This window comes from Nocardioides albus (assembly GCF_014648255.1).
Classification (GTDB): domain Bacteria; phylum Actinomycetota; class Actinomycetes; order Propionibacteriales; family Nocardioidaceae; genus Nocardioides; species Nocardioides albus.
The window spans coordinates 62,090-79,583 of sequence record NZ_BMQT01000013.1; the positions used below are offsets into that span (position 1 = coordinate 62,090).

Below are 17,494 nucleotides of genomic sequence, written 5' to 3' on the forward strand. Positions count from 1 at the left end.
TCAGTCCCAGTCCAATCCGCCGCGGCGCCACACATAGGCGTACGCCACGAACACCGTCAGCAGGAAGAGGCCCATCTCCGCGAGGCCGAACCATCCCATCGCGTCGAACCTGACGGCCCACGGGTAGAGGAAGATGATCTCGATGTCGAAGATGATGAAGAGCATCGCGGTGATGTAGTACTTCACCGGGAAACGACCGCCCAACGCCTGGGGCGTGGCCTCGATCCCGCACTCGTAGGGATCCGCCTTGGCCTGGTTGGCGCGTCTCGGTCCCACGACCGAGCTCATGATCACCGAACCGACCGCGAAGAGCGTCGCCAGTCCCGCCAACGCGAGCACCGGCACGTAGAGCTCCATCTCGCCTCCTACCCTGAGCGACCCACCCCTTCTTGAGACTTTGTGAATGGAATCACAATGTGGGCCAACTCACATCCTGCCACTCCTGTGGCGGAATGCAAGTGGGTTGCCGAAATGGCGCGGCGCACTTTCTCGCCATGGTGGAAATGTGCTCGCGCATCCGGGGGCAAACGCCTGCAGAACCACGCCATGGCGGGGTTGCGGCGAGTCAGACTCCGGTTGCTGGCGGCCGGCCTTTAACCCCAGCCTCGCGGTGTGCTGCCACGAGTGCGCCCTAGCGCACTCCTGGCAGCACACGCGGAATGTCAGTCGGGGCGGATCCAGCCGGTGGCAAGAGCCGCACGGACGATGGCGTCGGTCGCCTCGCCCAGGGTGGTCGAGGCAGCTACTACGCCAGCCTCACGGGCGCGGACGCGGGACTCGGTGGCGCCGGGCATGCTCCAGGTGCCGCCGCGGTTGAGCCAGTTGAGGAGCATCGGCTCGAGGCGGTCCATCGCCTTGCAGAAGCGTGCCTCGGGGGTCTGGGCGGCCTCGAACTCGTCCCAGAGGGCTCGGATCTCACCGGCCTGATCCGGCGGCAGCATCGTGAAGAGCCGGTCGGCGGCGGCGATCTCCCGCTCGACCTGGTCGACGACCGCGGCGGCGTCGAAGACCGGGCTGTCGCCGGCGTAGATCTCGACCATGTCGTGGATGATCACGAGCTTGATCGCGTGCCCGACGTCGATCGGCTCGTCGGCGTACTCCGCCAGCAGGAGCACCATCAGCGCCAGGTGCCAGGAGTGCTCGGCGTCGTTCTCGCGCCGGTCGGCCGCGGCCAGCGGCGAGGCCCGCAGGATCGTCTTGAGCTTGTCGGCCTCGGCGATGAACTCCAACTGCGCCCGCAGCCTCCCGCCGATCTCGTCCGGGAGCGGGTTCAGGTCGGCGATCAGGTCGGGAGGCGCGTCATCCATGGCACGACCTTCGCATGCTGCGTACGGTCAGCGGGTGGGGAGGGTGAGGGCGCGCTTGGAGCGGGACACGTACGCCGATCCTTCCGGGCCCACCACTGCATAGGAGTCGCCGAGGCGGGAGTTGTACTCCAGGTGGGCGCGGCCCCAGAACATGCCGATCCGGATGCCGCCGTACATCCCGGGAGCGGTGAACCAGGCTTCCTCGGGACCGCCCTCCTCGGAGATGAGCCGGACATCGAACGTACGCAGCTGGTGCTCGCCGCGGAACTCCGCGGTCAGCTCGGCGAGCGTCGTGTTCACGTGCAGGTTGACGCCCTCGAGGTTGTCGCCGAGCGGGGTGCCGGGACGGAAGAAGGGGTCGAGCAGGTCGAGCAGGTGGTCATGACCACGGCGCTGGGCGAGCTGGTAGGGCGTCTCGCCGTGGGCGGTCGGCAACGAGCGGACACCGCCCAGCGAGAGCAGCTCCTGGACCGTCTCCCGCGGCGCACCGAGGTAGGCGGCGTGGTGGAGCGGCGTGAACATCGACTCGCCGCCGATCTTCCAGGTGTTCACGCCGACGGTGTAGTCGTTGCGCACCTGCGAGAGCGCTCGGCGCCAGTCCCCCTGCGCGGCTGCGTCGGTGAGCGAGTCCCTGGCCTTGACCGCTGCGGGCCCGTAGGCCTCGCGAGGCATCAAGATGCCGTCCCATGGCAACGTCGTGGTCATAGTTGAACCTTCGCAGAGATCAAGCGGTTGCGTGATGAAGAGCGACGATCCCGGCTGAGAGATTCGTCCAGGTCGGCGACTGCCAGCCCGCGGAGGACAGCATGTCGGCGAGTCCTGCCTGGTCGGGCCAGGCCCGGATCGACTCAGCGAGATAGACGTACGCGTCCGGCGAGGACGATACCGCCCGTGCGACCGGCGGAAGTGCCTTCATCAGATATTCGACGTAGACCGTCCGGAACGGCTTCCAGGTCGGGTGCGAGAACTCGCAGACCACGATCCGGCCGCCGGGCCGGGTGACCCGGCGCAGCTCGCGCAGACCCGCCTCGGGGTCGACGATGTTGCGCAGGCCGAACGAGATCGTCACCGCGTCGAAGGTCCCGTCGCGGTAGGGCAGGCGGGTGCCGTCGCCGGCGGTGAACGGCAGGTGCGGCTTCGCCTCCTTGCCGACCTGGAGCATCCCGATCGAGAAGTCGGTCGGGACCACCTCGGCGCCCGCGTCCAGGAAAGGCTGGGACGAGGTGCCGGTGCCGGCGGCGAGGTCGAGCACGAGCTCGCCCGGCTTCGGGTCGACAGCCTTGATGACCTCGCGTCGCCAGCGACGGTCCTGGCCGAGCGAGAGTACGTCGTTGGTGAGGTCGTAGCGCTTGGCCACGGCGTCGAACATCCGACGGACCTCGCCGGGCTGCTTGTCCAGATCTGCTCGGGTCACGGGCTGATTCTGTCTCGGGTCTCCGTCAGGACCGAACTCAGGCCAGCTTCTCGAAGATCTCGTCGGCGTACTTCGCCGCGTCCTTCTTCGAGGCAGCGGTCGCCTGGACGGTCAGGTCGCTGGAGGCGTGCGAGCAGGTCGCCTGGGTCTGACCGGTCTGCTGGTCGGCGCTGGAGTAGCAGACGTTGTCGCCGACCTTGGAGACCTCGCCGCCACCGTAGTAGGCGCTGCCGTCACCGGCGAACGCGCGGATCATCACGGACTTCTTCATGTCGTCGGTGATGTAGGTGCGGGTGGCCATCGAGAAACCGAGCGCGTCGGAGACGTTGCGGTCCTCGGTCTTGGAGCTGGCGGCGTTCTGCTTGATGAACAGGTCCAGCTGCTCCTCGGACGCACCCTGCTTCTTGATCACGTCGAGGTCGTAGGAGGACTTCTCGTCGGCGGGCTTGTAGCCGCCGGACAGCGTCTCCGGGAGCGTGATCTTCGCACTGGAGTGGGATTCGGAGTCGCCAACCCACCGTGGCAGGCCAACGCCCAGCACGACGAAGAGGGCCAAGGCGATGATGCCGAGGGTGATGCCGTTCTCTGCGATGAACGACTGCTCTTTGTTGGTACTCACGCCAGCGCACGCTACAACCCACATGGTGACGGATGACAAACGGGGCCGTCCTGCCACATACATCACTTCGACTCGTCGCCGCCGACACCACGCCGATACTCTGGGGGCGTGAGTGAGTCGGAGCAGCAGTCCCTGGTAGCCACCACCGTGGCACTCGACGCAGGCTCGGAGACGCTCGACGACCTGCTCGCGCTGCTGCCTGCGCGACGGCGCGTGCTGTCCTGGGTCCGCCACGGCGAGGGCCTGGTCGGCTGGGGAACCGCCGCCGAGATCCGTACGTCCGGACCGGAGCGGTTCGCGCACGCCGCCAAGTGGTTCGACGAGCTCACCGCCGTCTCCACGCTGTCGGACGACGTGGGCGAGCCCGGCACCGGGCTCGTCGGGTTCGGCTCCTTCGCCTTCGCGGACCTGCCGGGCTTCTCCGTTCTCAAGGTGCCCTCGGTCGTCGTCGGCAAGCGGGGTGACGTCGCGTGGGTGACCACCGTCGGGCCGGCCGCCGCGCCGCCTCCTCAGCTGACGCCGACCTCCCCGCCGGAAGCGCCGCGCGACGTCGTCTTCGCCGACGCCTACGTCGACAGCGAGCACTGGATGCGGATCGTCGCGGACGCCGTCTCCCGGCTCCAGGACGGCGACCTCGACAAGGTCGTCCTCGCCCGCGACCTCCTGGCCGCGGCCAGTGCGCCGATCGACATCCGCGCCGTGCTGCGGCGGCTGGCTGCTGCGTACCCGACCTGCTGGACGTTCCACGTCGACGACCTGTTCGGTGCGACCCCGGAGCTGCTCGTACGCCGCGAGCGCGGCCTGGTCACCTCCCGCGTGCTCGCAGGCACGATCTGGCCGACCGGCGAGGAGAACCTGGACCACGCCCTCGCCGCGTCGCTGGCCGAGTCGTCGAAGAACCTCGAGGAGCACGAGTACGCCGCCAGGTCGGTCGCCGATGCCCTGGAACCGCACTGCTCCTCGATGAACGTGCCCGAGGCTCCCTTCGTGCTCAAGCTCCCCAACGTGATGCACCTCGCCACCGACATCACCGGGGTGGCCAGCGACGGGGTGAGCTCGCTCGATCTGGCTGCCGCGCTGCACCCCTCGGCTGCGGTCGGCGGCACCCCGCGCGAGGACGCCGTCGCGCTCATCGCCGAGATCGAGTCGATGGAACGCGCCCGCTACGCCGGACCGGTCGGCTGGATGGATGCCTCCGGTGACGGCGAGTGGGGCATCGCGCTGCGTTCGGCCGAGATGATCGACGACCGCACCGCTCGCCTCTTCGCCGGCTGCGGCATCGTGGCCAGCTCCGACCCGGAGACCGAGCTGGCCGAGACCCAGGCCAAGTTCGTCCCCATCCGCGACGCCCTCTCCTGAGCTTCCGTCGGCGCGATAGATTCGGCGGCATGAGGATCACGAAGTTCGGTCATGCCTGTGTCCGGATCGAGCACGACGGAGCAGTGGTCGTCGTCGACCCGGGCGTGTTCTCCCAGCCCGAGGCCATGGACGGCGCGACGGCGGTGCTGATCACCCACGAGCACCCCGACCACTACAACCCGGCACTCCTGGAGGGAAGCGACGCTCCCGTCTACACGATCGGCGCGGTCGCGGCGCAGATCCTGAAGAGCGCGCCCGCTGTCCACGAGCGCACCACGGTCGTGAAGCCGGGCGAGTCGTTCGACGCCGGGCTCCCGGTCACAGCTGTCAACGAGAAGCACGCGGTGATCCACGCCGACCTGCCCCACTTCGACAACTCGGGCTACCTGATCCAGGCCGGGGACACGAGGCTCTTCCACCCCGGCGATGCACTCGACGGTCCGGGTGAGGCGGTCGACGTACTCTTCCTGCCCGTCTCCGCGCCGTGGGCCCGCTCCTCCGAGCTGATCGACTTCGCCCGCGAGGTCGGCGCCTCCCGCACCGTCGCGATCCACGACCGGGTCTACTCCGAGTTCGGCTCCGGCGTCTTCGACACCCAGGCGGCCAACCTGATCCCGGCCGAGCGCGGTTACGTACGCCTCGCGGACGGGGCTGACCTCTGATGGCCCTCATCGCGGTCCTGTACACCTACAACGACCTCCCCGACGTACGCGCCGAGCACCTCGGCGCCCACCGGGACTTCCTGGCCGGCCGCCCCGACCTGGTCCTCTCCGGCCCCACCTCCGACGGCTCCGGCCTGCTCCTCTTCGAGGGCGTGATCGCGACGGTCGAGGCTGCCGTGGACGAGGACCCGTTCCTTGCGGCCGGGTTGATCAAGGAGCGCCGGGTCTTCGAGTGGACGCCGGTTCTTGGGTCTTGGAAGGACCAGTTGGGGCTCTAAGGTTTCCTGGTCGCCGGAATGGTCGGGCTGCGGGCGCGGAGTTGGTCTTCTTCGTTTTGTTGGGGCCGCCGACCCGTTGTGGATGGTGTTCACGCCGAATCCCGGCGTCAAGGACGGCCTTCGGCCGCCGGCTTCGCCGGTCGCCTTCGGCGATCCTTGACTCCGTGATCCGTCGAGAATATTTGGCTGGTTATCGGGTCGGCGGCAGGGTATGGCGCAGCGATATTGGATTGGGTGCGGGTTTGGGGGTCGTGGTTGGCAGGATCTGTCGGTGAGGCCCAGTCCCGAGGGACTGCACTAGACGATGACGCTTTGTGAAGCATTCACAAGGGCGCCCCGGCGCTCGGTGGCCGCGGCGGGGTCGCTTGGCCGTTGGCTATGACAGAGGGTCCGACCTTGTGAAGGTTTCACAAGGTCGAGCCAGGGCGCGCGCCGGGACAGTTAGGCGCGGCGGGTGAACCGGATCCGTCCATCCGGGAGCCGCTCATGCGCGTAGTCGGGGTCGTGGATCCGGCGATGGTCGCTGGGACACAACAAGACCATGTTGGCCAGATTCGTGAGTCCGCCTTCGGACCAGGGTTTCAGATGATGCGCTTCGGTCCAGGCTGCTGGTGCGTCGCAGTCTTCGGCTTGGCAGCACTTGTCGCGTAGTCGTAGTGCCCGGTGTTGGACCGGGTGGGCCAGGCGGATGCTGCGGCCGAAGTCGAGGATCTCGGAGTCGCTGCCGAGCACGACGGGGATGAGGTCGGCGTTGCATGCCATCCGACGGGCCTCGGCGGCGGTGATCTGGTCCCCGTCGAACCCCAACGCGGCGGTACCGAGGTCCCTGCGGAGGTCTTCGATGTTCATGGTGATGAACACCGTGGTGGCGTGGCCACCATGGCGGGGGAGCTGGTCGACGTCGTAGGTCTCGATCACTCGGGCGAACGCCTGCCCCAGGAGCCGGTCATAGGGGGTCTTGCGGCCACGGTTCTCCGCAGACAGCTTCCGGGGCTGGGCCAACGAGTCCAGCATCGTGCGGAGCCTCATCGCGACAGCGGTCGAGACCCGGGCGTGGATCTCCACGGTCCCGTCCCCGTTGGCACGAGAGGTGAAGAAGGTGCGGCGTTGGGCGCGTTCTTCCTCGCGCTGGAGTGCTTTGGCTTCGGCGGCCTCGAAGCGTTCGGGGTCGACCTCGACCAGGATCCGCTTCCCGATGATCTCGAGCTTGGTGGCGCTCATCTCGGTGGCGTACTCGACCAGCAGCTTCTCCGCCAGGACCAGGTTCTCGCGACTGGCTTCGGGGTGGGCCTCGATCGCCTCGAGGGCCTTGACGATCACCCTCGCCTTGTCCTGAGAGATGACACCCTCGGCGAGGCCGGCAGCTACGAGCTCGTATCTGCTCACCGCGGCAGCGAGTTTCACCTCGGAGCGTCCGATCTTCTTGTCGACCAGTAGTTCGGTCAGCATCCACCCCGAGGCGTCTTTGGAGCCGGTCTCCTCGGCGATGTCGCCGGACACAGCGAGGATCCGGAGCTTCAACGCGGCTTGCTTGGCCTGGATGATCTCCAGGCGCTTGAGCCGGTCTTTCTTCTCATCGGTGCGCCAATAGACAGGATCCCTAGTGAGAAGGTTGTCGAGAGACGACTCGAGGGCAGCGAGCTCTGCATCGATCGGGTCCTCAGGGTTGATACCCCAGTGGTTGATCTCTGGTTCGAGACTCATCGCCGCCCCTCCTCTCCGAGTGTGCTCAGAGGCGTGTTGTGACGGGTCTGATTCTACTCCTGATCCACTTTTCTGAACACATATTTTCCCAGTTCAAAGGCTCTTTTCGCGGTGAGCGAACGGCCTCAAACCTGTGGATGGTAAGTGGCCCGAAGGGCCACCCTCCCGCCCCACGACAGCACCCGTTCGAAGCAAGATTCCGCTGCGCCACACCCGGGCCGCCGCCCCGATAGCCAGCCAAATCTTTTTCTCGGCGGGCACCGGTGTCAAGGACCGCGGTAGCGGCCGGCGTAGCCGGCGGCCGCAGGCCGTCCTTGACTCCGGGGTTCGTCGAGAAGACCCTCAAAGAAGGGTCGGCGGCCCAGGCCAGCCTTCGGGTGGGACGTTCCGGCAGGGAGCCGTGTTGGTCTCGACACGCCTCCGCCTAGCGGCTCCGGCGGCTCGACCAACGGGGGCAGCGGCTCGACCAACGGGGGCCAGCGGCTCGACCAACGGGGGCAGCGGCTCGACCAGCGGGGGTGGGGAGGTATCGACAAGTTCGACCACCAGGGACGGGGCCGAGGAGGCCTCTGGCCAACCTCGACCCCGAGAGCGAAACAGCTCACCCCAGAGCAAGCGCCCGAAGCCGCTCCTGCGACCCGTTGAAAGTGTTCTGATCCAACGGCGACGAGGTGTATTGCCAGAAGGTGTAATACCCCCACCCCGCCGGCAGAGCCCCCGGCGTAGAGGCATAGCGAGCGATCCACAACGGATGAGCAGCCGAGAACTGCGAGGTGTTGCCGGTGCAGGTCGTCCACCAGTCGGTGGTCGTGTAGATGACCGCGTCACGCCCGGTGCGGGCGCGGTAGCGGCTCAGGAAGGCCGAGATCCACGAGCGCATCGAGGCTTGCGAGAGGCCGTAGCAGGTGCCACCGCTGTATGGGTTGTACTCGATGTCGAGCACCCCGGGCAGGGTCTTGCCGTCGGCCGACCAACCGCCACCGTTGTTGACGAAGTAGTCGGCCTGGGCGGCGCCGCCGGAGTCGGACGGGTTGGCGAAGTGGTAGGCGCCGCGGATGAAGCCCTGGTTGTACGAGCCGTTGTACTGCTGCGGGAAGTAGGTGCTGTTGCGGTAGTAGCTGCCCTCGGTGGCCTTGATATAGGCGAACCGTTTGCCCTGGCCCCACCAGTAGGCCCAGTCGACGTTGCCCTGGTGGCCAGAGACGTCCATGCCGCTCACGGTCGCCTGGGCGGTGATCGGGGTCTCGCCAGGCACGCCGCCCTTGGCGTGCGAGCCAGGCGTCGACCAGCCGACGTACGCCCCGTCTTTCAGCGTGACGCCGTGAGACCTGGCCTTCTGGGTGAGCTGGCGGTCGTTCTTCTCGGCCGCGACAGCGGACTGGGTCGGAGAGAGGGAGACAGCGAGGAGGAGACCGGCGGCTACGGCGGTCACTCTCATGGATCTGCGGCGCGAAGGACTCATGGGCGGGGGCCTTTCCCGAGGAGGAATCTGCACTGCACTGGGAAAACATGGTGCCGCAACCGATGTCCCCCCGGGAATGTTTTCGAGTAACCCGATTACTCAACCAAATGGTTGACATCAGCGTACGTCGCCACTTAGCCTCGTTGTCAACCAAATGGTTGAGGAGTACCAGATGAGCGAGGACAGACTCTCCCGAGTCTTTGCGGCCCTGGCCGACCCGACGCGGCGTGATCTCGTCGCCCGGCTCTCGTCGGCCGACGCGACGGTCGGCGAGCTGGCGGCGCCCTACGACGTCAGCCTCCAGGCAGTCTCCAAGCACCTCAAGGTGCTCGAGGACGCCGGCCTGGTGAGCCGCGAGTCGCGCCGTGCCCCCGTACGTCTCGAAGCGGAGGTGTTCGACCTCATGACGAAGTGGATCGATCGATACCAACAACAGGCCGAGGAGCGCTACCGCCGACTGGACGCGCTGCTCGACGAGATGCAGGACAGCACACGAGAAACCTCACGACAGCAATCACGAGAACAGGACGCATCATGACCACCACGAAGCACGAGACCACGATCGAGGCCTCCACGGAGACCCCGACGATCACCATCGTCCGCGAGTTCGACGCTCCCCCGGAGCTCGTCTTCCGCGCGCACGCCGAGAAGGACCTCTACGCCAAGTGGGTCGGTCCGCGCGACATCGGCATGAACATCACCGAGTGGGACTTCCGCACCGGCGGCTCATGGGCCTACTCGGCCGAGCGTGACGGTGACGAGTTCACCCAGTTCTTCGGCAGCTTCCACGAGGTGCGCGAGAACGAGCGCATCGTGCAGACCTTCACCTGGCGCGGTGCGCCCGACGGGGTCTCGCTGGAGTTCCTCACCCTCGAGCCTCTCCCTGGCGGCCGCACCCGCCTGACCGGTCTCAGCGTCGTGGAGTCCTTCGAGATCCAGGCCACGATCATGGCCAGCGGCATGGACACCGGCGTCAACCAGGGGTACGAGCAGCTCGACGAGCTCCTGGCGGAGCTGGCATGAGCTCGACCGAGCTGAGCATGGGCGAGCAGCACGCGTACGACGCAGCCCGGTTCGCCGAGATCGTCGACTCCGTCCGGGCCGCCGAGGACTGGGCCCGCCCCAGCCCGGTCGCAGCCTGGACCGCCCTGGACGTCGTCTCGCACCTTGTCGAGTGGTCGCGCGGCTTCCTCCAGGGATCGGCCGGTGTGGATCTGGCACCGCTCGACGTCGCGGCCGACCCGGCCGCTGCCTGGAAGACCCACACCGCCGACATCCAGGCCCTCTTCGACGACCCCGCCGGCCTGATGGCGTCCAACCCTCACACGGGCGACAAGCCGCTCGACGTGACCCTCTCGGAGATCTACACCCCCGACGTCTGGATGCACTCCTGGGACCTCTCCCGCGCCCTCGGCCGCGACTTCGACCTCGGTGCCGAGCGCGCCGCGGCCATGCTGGCCGGCGCGGCTGCCATGGAGGACGCGATGCGCGGCTCCGGCCAGTTCGGCCCCAGGTTCGAGGTCGCCGCGGACGCCACCCCGCAGGAGCAGCTCCTCGGCTTCATCGGCCGAAACCCCTACTGGAAAGACAGAACCTGACGCACGAGACCGGCGGATGCCTTATCGTCTCTCGATATCATCGAGGAACGATAAGGAGCCGCCATGGCCGGCCGTGACCCGTTGGCGCCACTGAGCACTTTGGTCGATGTCGTTTTTGCACTCATCGTCACGTTCGCTCTCTTCAGCGCGGTCGTCACCGGCCTGCACCTGTTCGGCAAGGCCGACGGCGCTCAGCTCTTCTCCTTCTCAGACCACGTATGCGTCGAAGCCGAGTCGTTCATGGCGAGTGTCGGTGAGGATGACGCGCCCGCGGAGCCACTCGCCAAGCCGGGCTCGAGCCTCCAGACGTCAGGGACGATGTTCTGCACCCAGAACCCGAGCTGGGCCATGCAGTGGGCCGCCTCGGTCGGCTCGATTCTCAGCATGATGCTTCTGATCGGCGCCTGCCTGCTCGCACGTCGAGTCATCAGGGCAGCCCGCCGGGACGGGATCTTCACTGCGGTTCCGGCCAAGCTCACCCGTACGCTGGGGTGGTTTCTGATCGCCATGGCGTTCATCGCTCCGGTCGGCACCGACATCGGCAACGGCATCTTCATGGCATCGGCGGCCGCACCCGTCCTCGAGCTGGCCTGGACCATGGAAGTGACCAGCATCGGCGGACCCGACTGGACGCCGCTGATCCTGGGGATCTGTGCCCTCACCTTCAGCCGCGTGATGTACCGCGGAGCAGCCCTGCAGGATGACGTTGCACTCACCATATGACCAACGACCACCGCGTCACCGTGCACCTCGACTCCCTCCTCGAGGAGCGCGGCATGACGCTCACCGAGCTCGCCGACCGGATCGGGATCACGCTGGCCAATGCGTCGATCCTCAAGAACGGCCGAGCGCGCGCGATCCGCTTCTCGACGCTCACGGCGATCTGCGACGTCCTCCAATGCCAGCCCGGCGACCTGCTCCAGGTCGACGAACGCTGATCAGGGCATGGTCAGCGATCCGACGCCGGAAGCGAAGTGGCACACATACTGCATCCGCACCGGCTCCGCCCCGGGTGGGAGCAGGGCTGAGGCGACACGGAATCCGAGATCCTGCGAGTACTGCCCACCACTCTGTCCGCCCTCACAGCGCACGCTGACGTGGCAAGTTCGCTCGGCGGGGATCTCGAAGCTGACCTGGCCCCAGTAGACCCAGTAGTCACGCCCGTCGATCGCCACGATCGGCGGCATCGCGGCGATGAACTTCTCCTTCGCAGTCGATGCCATCTCCAGAGTCATCACCCGCGTCGCACCCGAGTAGGACTCCACGTACGGCACCACGGTCGGCCATTGGGGCTGCCCTTGTTCGCTCACCCGCTCACTGTCCCACGCCGCGCCCGGGCCCGGACTCAGGAACGCGCGAGGCCACGGATGGCGAGGTCGAGCTCGCGTCGGCTGTCGCGGGAGACGGCGGCCTCAACCACTTCGAGGCCGCCGTTGGGAGAGGCGAGGGCTGCTTCGAGCTCCGGCACGGAGCCGACCCTGAGGTGCGGGATGCGGTGGGCGGCGCAGAGCGACTCCAGCGAGGTCCCGTGCGGGGTGCCGAAGAGCCGCTCGAAGCTGTCCGCGTAGTCGTCGGCGCCCTGCTCGAGCGAGGCGAAGATCGAGCCGCCGTCGTCGTTGGCGACCACGATGGTGAGGTCGGGGCGGACCTCCTCAGGGCCGAGCAGGAGACCGCCCGCGTCGTGCAGGAAGGTGACGTCACCCATCAGCGCGAGCGCACGCGTCGAGGACCGCCGGCCGACGGCGGCGCCGATCGCCGTCGAGACGATGCCGTCGATACCGGCCAGCCCGCGGTTGGCCAGCACCTTCCGTCGCCCGCCGACACGGTTGGGTCGCATCATCAGGTCCAGGTCGCGTACGGGATTCGAGGGGCCGAGCATCAGCAGCCCGCCGTCGGGCAGGGCCCGGGCGACACAGCCGGCGACGTCGTACGCAGTCATCTCCTGCTGCTCGTGCAGCAACCGGTCCACCTGGCGACCGAGGGTGCGGTCGGCTTCCTGCCATTCCTCCAGCCAGGCCGGGTCGGGCTCGCCATCGACGTGGAGCCGGGTCCGGATCGTGCGATCGACCCGGAACGGGCGGCCGGGCCAGGCGCCCGCGACCGGGGCGGCGATGATCTCGACGTCGCGCCGCGCGAGCAGGTCGGCGACCGGCCGCGACAGGGTCGGGTGGCCGTAGACGACGACCCGCTCGATCCGCTCGGCGAGCGGTGATTCCAGCAGCAGCCGGTAGGTGCGCAAGGCGTTCTCGCCGGTGCGGGCACCGGACGAGGGCTCGGCGAGCAGCGGCCAGCCGCCGTCCTGGGCCAGGATGCGGGAGGGCGGGCCGGCGTCGTCACCGGCGACGACGACCGTACGCGGCGCCTCGGCGCCGGTCGGGATCGACTCGTAGATCATCAGCTCCGGGCGTACCGGCTCCGGACGGACCTCGATCCTCTCCGGCCTCCACCGGTCGGGCGGGGTGAGCGGGACGTCGAGCTGGAGGTTCCAATGGACGGGGCCACGGGCGGAGTCGAGGGCCTCGACGACATCCTCGGCCGGCACCTCGGCCAGGTCGACGGTGTCGATCAGCCTGCCGAAGATCCCGACCTGGTCGGTGACCTGGTTGGCTCCGGTCTCGCGAAGGCGAGCCGGCCGGTCTGCAGTGACGACCGCCAGCGGGACCCCCGCGTGGGCAGCCTCGAGAACCGCCGGGTGCAGGTTGGCGACGGCGGTGCCCGAGGTGCACATCACCGCCGCACGGGAGCCCACCTTCGTCAGGCCGAGCGCGAAGAAGCCGGCGGACCGCTCATCGATCCTGGTGTGCAGGCGCAGGAGCCCCGCGTTCGCGGCGTCGAAGACGGCGAACGAGAGCGGTGCGTTGCGCGAGCCCGGCGCGATGACGACATCGGTGACCCGTGCCTCGATGAGCGCGGTGACGACCGCCCGGGCGACCTCAGTTGCCGTAGCCACGGATGTTCCTTTCGCCGTTCTGGTTCTGCCGGTAGGCGAGGACGTCCGCCAGCCGCTTGCTCCAGAAGGCCGCGCGCTCGGGTGTCGCGCGCAAGGCCGGATCCGTCTCCAGACGCTCCGGCGCGGGCGAGGCCCCGAGCACGGGCAGAACACCACCGGACGGAAGGAGCGAGGTGACGACGAGGTCCTCGTGGAACATCGAGACGGTGCCCAACCCACATGCGTAGGGAAGCTCCGGCAGCGCCGCCGCCAGGGCGATCCCGGCAGCCATCCCGACCGAGGTCTCCAGCGCCGAGGAGACCACACACGGCAGCTCGATGTCCTCGGCGATCCGCAGACAGGCACGTACGCCGCCCAGGGGCTGCACCTTCAGCACAGCCACGTCGGCGGCCTCGAGGTCGCGTACGCGATAGGGGTCCGCCGCTCGCCGGATCGACTCGTCCGCCGCTATCGGGACGTTCACCTTGCGGCGTACCTCGGCGAGCTCCTCGACCGTGAGGCAGGGCTGCTCGACATACTCCAACCCGCCGGCGGCGCGGTCCAGCACCTTGATCGCCGCGAGCGCCTCGTCGACCGTCCAGAGCCCGTTGACGTCGATCCGCACCCGACCGGTAGGCCCGAGCGCGTCCCGGACCGCCTCGACGCGGGCGATGTCGTCGGCCAGGCTCTGACCCGGGTCGGCAACCTTCACCTTGGCGGTCGCACACCCCGAGCGGCTCACGATCTCGTGGGCGCGCTCGGGCCCGACGGCCGGGACGGTGGCGTTCACGGGGACCGACTCGCGCACGGGCGCCGGCCAGTCCCCCGCGGCCGCCTCCTCGGCGCAGCGCAGCCAGGGCTCGATCTCGGGGGTGTCGTAGTCGAGGAACGGCGACCACTCGCCCCACCCGCCTGTGCCCGCGAAGACGAGGCCCTCACGCTCGGTGATCCCCCGGAAGCGGGTGGTCATCGGGAGGGCGAAGACGTGCACCTGGTCGGTCATCGTGCCTCCGCGTCGTTGGTCGTGGCCAGCGCGAGGAGTGCCTGTCGGTCGGGCTTTCCGTTGCCGAGGAGCGGGATCTCGTCGAGCGCGACGAGCTGTCGTGGCGCCCAGGAACGAGGGTGCTCCGCGGCGACCCAGTCGCGGACGGCGGCGGCGTCGATGTCACCGACGACGAAGGCGACCAGTCGCTGGCCCCACTCCTCGTCGGGGGTGCCGAGGGCCTCCGCGGCCTCGACCGCCGGGTGTTCGCGGAGCCTTCTGGCGACGAGCGCCGCCGGTACCTTCACGCCACCGGTGATCACCATGTCGTCGATCCGGCCGAGGATCCGAAGCCGGCCGTCCTCGTCCAGGGTGCCGGCGTCGGAGGTGAGGAACCAGCCGTCCACCAGGGATTTCTCGGTCTGCTCGGGGTCGTCCTGATAGCCGTCGAAGAGTGTCGGGCCGCTGATCCGTACCCGGCCGTCGCTGCCGATCGCGATCCCGACACCGTCCAGCGGCATCGCGTCGTAGACGCAGCCACCGCAGGTCTCAGCAGAACCGTAGGTGGCGACGACGTCGACCCCGGCCGCCTCGGCCCGGGCCCGCAGCGACGGGTCGATCGGACCGCCGCCGAGCAGCAGCGTGTGGAACCCTGCCAGCGCGGCGAGGTCGTCGCCGCCGGACTCGACGATCCGGTGCAACTGGGTCGGGACCATCGAGACGAACCGAGGCCCCTCCTTCATAGCCGCCGCGGCATCCGCGAACGCCCCGTAGGCCGCGGCGATCACCGGCTCGTGCCCAGCCAGCAGCGACCTGGCGATCACGTTGGCCCCGGCGACGTACGAGTCCGGGAGCGTCAGCAGCCATTGCCCGCTCGCCCCGACGCGTCGCGCCGACGCCGCTGCGGACGCCTTCACGGCCTCCCGCGACAGCATCACCCGCTTGGGTGTGCCGGTCGATCCCGAGGTCTCCACGACCCAGTGCTCCGGGCCGCCTCCGCGGAGCCATTCGGCCATCGCAGCGACGGTGCTCTGAGCCCGTTCCACCGCGTCGTTCATGAGGCAAACGCTATCCCCTGCCGGGCGGGGGTTCGCGCTCGGCCGGTGGGGCCCGCGGGCTGTAACACGCTGTTCGTGGGTCTATCCGGTCGTTATAACGGGCGAGTAGTACTACGAACGACGTGTTACACGTGGCGCAGGCGCCGCTACTGGCCGCGGATCTTGTAGTCGGCGACCAGGCCGTGGTGGTCGGACTCCAGCCGGAACGTGGCGTGGCGGGTGGGGGTGGCGGTCGAGCTCGACCCGAGGAGCCAGTCGATGGTGCCGCCGCCATCGTGGGTGGCCCAGCCCTGCGGGGGCGCGCCGAGGGTCTCGAAGGAGGAGGTCATCCCGGCCTTGGTCATCAACGGCTTCGGCCCCCATGGGTCTCCGTTGCCGCCGCTGCGCGGGTAGGGGGAGTTGAGGTCGCCGGCGATCAGCACCGGGCCGTACTTCTGCAGGCCCTGCGCCAACCCGGCCAGCTTGGCGAAGCCGCGCTGCGCCTCGTTCTTACGCGCCTGGGGGCTCTTCGCGGGCGAGGTCATCGTGTGGGTCGAGATGACGGAGATGCGGCCGGAGCCGTCGCTGCTCGCCAGGACCACCCAGGTGGCGTACCGGTCGTCGTTCTTGGCCCCGGAGACCGGCTTGGTGAGCTGTACGACGCCCTTGTCGACCGCGACCCAACGGTCGGTCCGCCACATGACCACCGGGCTGAGTGCCTGGCTGCGGTTGCCGTACTCGTCCGCCGAGGCGCGGTAGGAGCCGTAGCCTCGCACCGAGATGTCCGAGACCGAGCGCGACTGGGCCTCGTTCAGCGAGACGAAGTCGGGCCCGTGCCTCAACACCGTCGCCAGGTCCGATCGGTATCTCGAGCGCGACATCGAGACCTTGATGTTGGCCTGTGCCAGGCGCACCTGAGGGCCGGAGACCGCCGCCGGGGAGGCACCTGGCTGCCCCGGCTGCCCCGCGCCGCGCTGACCGATGCCAGGAAGCCCTGCGACCTGCTTGCTCGCCTCGAGGGTCTTGCCGATGTTCTTCTTGAGCCACGCCGCCGGATCGACCTGGTCCTGCAGGTAGCCGCCACCGTGCGGGTGCACCTCGAAGTGGAGGTGGCAGCCGGTCGAGTTGCCCTCGCTGCCGACCTGCCCGATGACCTGCCCGGCCTTCACCGCCTGACCTTCCTGCACGGAGAGCGACTGCATGTGGCCGTACCACGTGGTCAGGTTGCCCGGCGCCGTCTGCACCTTCACCAGCCAGCGCCCTGACCAGCCCCAGCCACCGCCGGACTCGAGCACGATCGTGCCGCCGTGGGCGGCCTGAACGGGTGTGCCGCACGGCGAGGAGTAGTCGTTGCCGGTGTGCATGTTGGCCCAGTTGGAGCCGGCGTTGCCGTAGTTGTCGTTGTCGAGCGCGAGACCGGCCTGGATGGGACGTACGACGGAGGTGCTGATCCCGGCCATGCCGATCGTGCAGGCCACGTCGGTCGCGGTGGCCGTCAGGTCCGCCGCCGAGACCCCGTCGGCGAGCGCAGCGACGAGGGCGCGTGCCTCGTCCTCGTGCTGGGCGTACGCGAGCGGGAAGGCGGATCGCTGCACCGCCTGGGCGGCCGCGGTGACCTGCATCTTGCGCCAGCCGGCGATGTCCAGGAGACCGGTGTTGCCGGTGTGGGCGGCCACGCCGTAGAACGCCTGGGCGGACTTGACCGGGTTCATGATGTCGGCGACCGAGCCCCAGCCGGAGATCGGACGCTGCTGGAAGAGACCCACCGAGTCGCGGTCGCCGTAGTTGATGTTGCGCAGAGTGCTCTCCTGCATCGCGGTCGCGAGTGCGATCACCCATCCGTAGGCGGGGACGCCGGACTGCTTGCCGACCGCCACGATCGTACGAGCGTTCTGGATCTGCTCGTTGGTGAAGCCGGAGACGCTGCCCTCCGGCGTCTCACCGTCGACGCCGGTCCCGCCGCCGGTGGCGATCGCGTTGGTCCCGCCGACGCAGCCCGACTCGGCCTGGTCCTGATTGCTCTGCTCCGTGCTCGCCAAGCCCCCGATCAAGATCACCAAGGCACCCGTGACCACCAGGACCAGCGTGGCGGCGGCGGCCACGAGTCCCCAGATCAGGCGCGCTTTGGCGATCAGCATGGCAG

At 68.5% G+C, this 17,494-nt stretch carries 20 protein-coding genes; 8 read left to right on the forward strand and 12 right to left on the reverse strand.

The features are described from left to right. From IEY84_RS23460 to IEY84_RS23480, 5 genes are all read right to left on the reverse strand, one after another. The gene (locus IEY84_RS23460; RefSeq protein ID WP_179660860.1) at positions 1-357 is read right to left on the reverse strand and encodes an NADH-quinone oxidoreductase subunit A; all 357 of its coding nucleotides are present in this window, start codon (positions 355-357) and stop codon (positions 1-3) included. 305 nt (positions 358-662) lie between these two features. Continuing rightward, positions 663-1,307 (reverse strand): HD domain-containing protein, encoded by a 645-nt coding sequence (locus IEY84_RS23465; RefSeq protein WP_183543233.1) that lies wholly within the window; start codon positions 1,305-1,307, stop codon positions 663-665. A 27-nt stretch (positions 1,308-1,334) separates the two neighbouring features. Next, positions 1,335-2,012 (reverse strand): ankyrin repeat domain-containing protein, encoded by a 678-nt coding sequence (locus IEY84_RS23470; protein WP_183543231.1) that lies wholly within the window; start codon positions 2,010-2,012, stop codon positions 1,335-1,337. 19 nt (positions 2,013-2,031) lie between these two features. After that, on the reverse strand, positions 2,032-2,721 hold the full coding sequence (locus IEY84_RS23475; protein WP_183543229.1) for a demethylmenaquinone methyltransferase: 690 nt from the start codon (positions 2,719-2,721) through the stop codon (positions 2,032-2,034). A gap of 37 nt (positions 2,722-2,758) precedes the next feature. Beyond that, the gene (locus IEY84_RS23480; RefSeq protein WP_183543227.1) at positions 2,759-3,340 is read right to left on the reverse strand and encodes a hypothetical protein; all 582 of its coding nucleotides are present in this window, start codon (positions 3,338-3,340) and stop codon (positions 2,759-2,761) included. A 108-nt stretch (positions 3,341-3,448) separates the two neighbouring features. On the opposite strand from IEY84_RS23480, the gene IEY84_RS23485 reads away from it, so the two are divergent. The 3 genes from IEY84_RS23485 to IEY84_RS23495 are packed head-to-tail and all read left to right on the forward strand — an operon-like array spanning position 3,449 to position 5,639. After that, positions 3,449-4,699 (forward strand): isochorismate synthase, encoded by a 1,251-nt coding sequence (locus IEY84_RS23485; protein ID WP_183543225.1) that lies wholly within the window; start codon positions 3,449-3,451, stop codon positions 4,697-4,699. Positions 4,700-4,728: 29 nt separating this feature from the next. Further along, positions 4,729-5,361 (forward strand): MBL fold metallo-hydrolase, encoded by a 633-nt coding sequence (locus IEY84_RS23490; RefSeq protein ID WP_183543223.1) that lies wholly within the window; start codon positions 4,729-4,731, stop codon positions 5,359-5,361. Then, positions 5,361-5,639 carry a YciI family protein gene (locus IEY84_RS23495; RefSeq protein WP_183543221.1) on the forward strand — a complete coding sequence of 93 codons (279 nt, stop codon included), beginning with the start codon at positions 5,361-5,363 and terminating at the stop codon, positions 5,637-5,639. The genes IEY84_RS23490 and IEY84_RS23495 overlap by 1 nt, the downstream gene beginning before the upstream one ends. 441 nt (positions 5,640-6,080) lie before the next feature. Here IEY84_RS23495 and IEY84_RS23500 read toward each other — a convergent pair whose 3' ends face one another. Together IEY84_RS23500 and IEY84_RS23505 are read right to left on the reverse strand one after the other, a co-directional pair. Next, complete coding sequence (locus IEY84_RS23500; protein ID WP_183543219.1) at positions 6,081-7,343, reverse strand: HNH endonuclease signature motif containing protein; 1,263 nt, start codon at positions 7,341-7,343, stop codon at positions 6,081-6,083. A gap of 601 nt (positions 7,344-7,944) precedes the next feature. Next, positions 7,945-8,775, reverse strand: a complete 831-nt coding sequence (locus IEY84_RS23505) for a GH25 family lysozyme (RefSeq protein ID WP_183543217.1) — start codon at positions 8,773-8,775, stop codon at positions 7,945-7,947. A gap of 202 nt (positions 8,776-8,977) precedes the next feature. Here IEY84_RS23505 and IEY84_RS23510 point away from each other — a divergent pair, with 202 nt between their 5' ends. The 5 genes from IEY84_RS23510 to IEY84_RS23530 all read left to right on the forward strand — a co-directional run bounded on the left by IEY84_RS23510 (position 8,978) and on the right by IEY84_RS23530 (position 11,341). After that, positions 8,978-9,343 carry a metalloregulator ArsR/SmtB family transcription factor gene (locus tag IEY84_RS23510; protein ID WP_183543215.1) on the forward strand — a complete coding sequence of 122 codons (366 nt, stop codon included), beginning with the start codon at positions 8,978-8,980 and terminating at the stop codon, positions 9,341-9,343. Continuing rightward, positions 9,340-9,828 (forward strand): SRPBCC family protein, encoded by a 489-nt coding sequence (locus tag IEY84_RS23515; protein ID WP_183543213.1) that lies wholly within the window; start codon positions 9,340-9,342, stop codon positions 9,826-9,828. Before IEY84_RS23510 ends, IEY84_RS23515 begins: the two co-directional genes overlap by 4 nt. Next, positions 9,825-10,403 (forward strand): TIGR03086 family metal-binding protein, encoded by a 579-nt coding sequence (locus IEY84_RS23520; protein WP_229788950.1) that lies wholly within the window; start codon positions 9,825-9,827, stop codon positions 10,401-10,403. The genes IEY84_RS23515 and IEY84_RS23520 overlap by 4 nt, the downstream gene beginning before the upstream one ends. 63 nt (positions 10,404-10,466) lie before the next feature. Then, the gene (locus tag IEY84_RS23525) at positions 10,467-11,126 is read left to right on the forward strand and encodes a DUF2975 domain-containing protein (protein ID WP_183543211.1); all 660 of its coding nucleotides are present in this window, start codon (positions 10,467-10,469) and stop codon (positions 11,124-11,126) included. Continuing rightward, a complete protein-coding gene (locus IEY84_RS23530) occupies positions 11,123-11,341 on the forward strand; it encodes a helix-turn-helix domain-containing protein (protein ID WP_183543209.1) in 219 nt (72 codons plus the stop codon). The genes IEY84_RS23525 and IEY84_RS23530 overlap by 4 nt, the downstream gene beginning before the upstream one ends. On the opposite strand, the gene IEY84_RS23535 is transcribed toward IEY84_RS23530, so the two are convergent. The 5 genes from IEY84_RS23535 to IEY84_RS23555 form a co-directional block, all read right to left on the reverse strand. Then, positions 11,342-11,713 (reverse strand): hypothetical protein, encoded by a 372-nt coding sequence (locus IEY84_RS23535; RefSeq protein WP_183543207.1) that lies wholly within the window; start codon positions 11,711-11,713, stop codon positions 11,342-11,344. It abuts the gene before it with no gap. Between the two features lie 35 nt (positions 11,714-11,748). Beyond that, positions 11,749-13,353, reverse strand: a complete 1,605-nt coding sequence (menD, locus tag IEY84_RS23540) for a 2-succinyl-5-enolpyruvyl-6-hydroxy-3-cyclohexene-1-carboxylic-acid synthase (protein WP_183543205.1) — start codon at positions 13,351-13,353, stop codon at positions 11,749-11,751. Then, entirely contained in the window at positions 13,337-14,335 is a 999-nt protein-coding gene (locus IEY84_RS23545) for an o-succinylbenzoate synthase (protein ID WP_183543203.1), read from the reverse strand. The genes menD and IEY84_RS23545 overlap by 17 nt, the downstream gene beginning before the upstream one ends. Further along, positions 14,332-15,372: an AMP-binding protein gene (locus tag IEY84_RS23550; RefSeq protein WP_183543201.1), complete on the reverse strand. Its 1,041-nt coding sequence runs from the start codon at positions 15,370-15,372 to the stop codon at positions 14,332-14,334. Before IEY84_RS23550 ends, IEY84_RS23545 begins: the two co-directional genes overlap by 4 nt. Positions 15,373-15,518: 146 nt before the next feature. Then, positions 15,519-17,489, reverse strand: a complete 1,971-nt coding sequence (locus IEY84_RS23555) for a peptidoglycan DD-metalloendopeptidase family protein (protein ID WP_229788953.1) — start codon at positions 17,487-17,489, stop codon at positions 15,519-15,521. Positions 17,490-17,494: the final 5 nt, after the last annotated feature.

Excerpts from the sequence above, each read along its gene's own strand:
- IEY84_RS23530 (WP_183543209.1), top strand. The coding sequence starts at position 11,123 with ATGACCAACGACCACCGCGTCACCGTGCACCTCGACTCCCTCCTCGAG.
- IEY84_RS23550 (WP_183543201.1), bottom strand. The coding sequence starts at position 15,372 with ATGAACGACGCGGTGGAACGGGCTCAGAGCACCGTCGCTGCGATGGCC.
- IEY84_RS23510 (WP_183543215.1), top strand. The coding sequence starts at position 8,978 with ATGAGCGAGGACAGACTCTCCCGAGTCTTTGCGGCCCTGGCCGACCCG.
- IEY84_RS23555 (WP_229788953.1), bottom strand. The coding sequence starts at position 17,489 with ATGCTGATCGCCAAAGCGCGCCTGATCTGGGGACTCGTGGCCGCCGCC.
- IEY84_RS23525 (WP_183543211.1), top strand. The coding sequence starts at position 10,467 with ATGGCCGGCCGTGACCCGTTGGCGCCACTGAGCACTTTGGTCGATGTC.
- IEY84_RS23460 (WP_179660860.1), bottom strand. The coding sequence starts at position 357 with ATGGAGCTCTACGTGCCGGTGCTCGCGTTGGCGGGACTGGCGACGCTC.
- IEY84_RS23500 (WP_183543219.1), bottom strand. The coding sequence starts at position 7,343 with ATGAGTCTCGAACCAGAGATCAACCACTGGGGTATCAACCCTGAGGAC.
- IEY84_RS23470 (WP_183543231.1), bottom strand. The coding sequence starts at position 2,012 with ATGACCACGACGTTGCCATGGGACGGCATCTTGATGCCTCGCGAGGCC.
- IEY84_RS23495 (WP_183543221.1), top strand. The coding sequence starts at position 5,361 with ATGGCCCTCATCGCGGTCCTGTACACCTACAACGACCTCCCCGACGTA.
- IEY84_RS23465 (WP_183543233.1), bottom strand. The coding sequence starts at position 1,307 with ATGGATGACGCGCCTCCCGACCTGATCGCCGACCTGAACCCGCTCCCG.
- IEY84_RS23490 (WP_183543223.1), top strand. The coding sequence starts at position 4,729 with ATGAGGATCACGAAGTTCGGTCATGCCTGTGTCCGGATCGAGCACGAC.
- IEY84_RS23520 (WP_229788950.1), top strand. The coding sequence starts at position 9,825 with ATGAGCTCGACCGAGCTGAGCATGGGCGAGCAGCACGCGTACGACGCA.
- IEY84_RS23515 (WP_183543213.1), top strand. The coding sequence starts at position 9,340 with ATGACCACCACGAAGCACGAGACCACGATCGAGGCCTCCACGGAGACC.
- IEY84_RS23545 (WP_183543203.1), bottom strand. The coding sequence starts at position 14,335 with ATGACCGACCAGGTGCACGTCTTCGCCCTCCCGATGACCACCCGCTTC.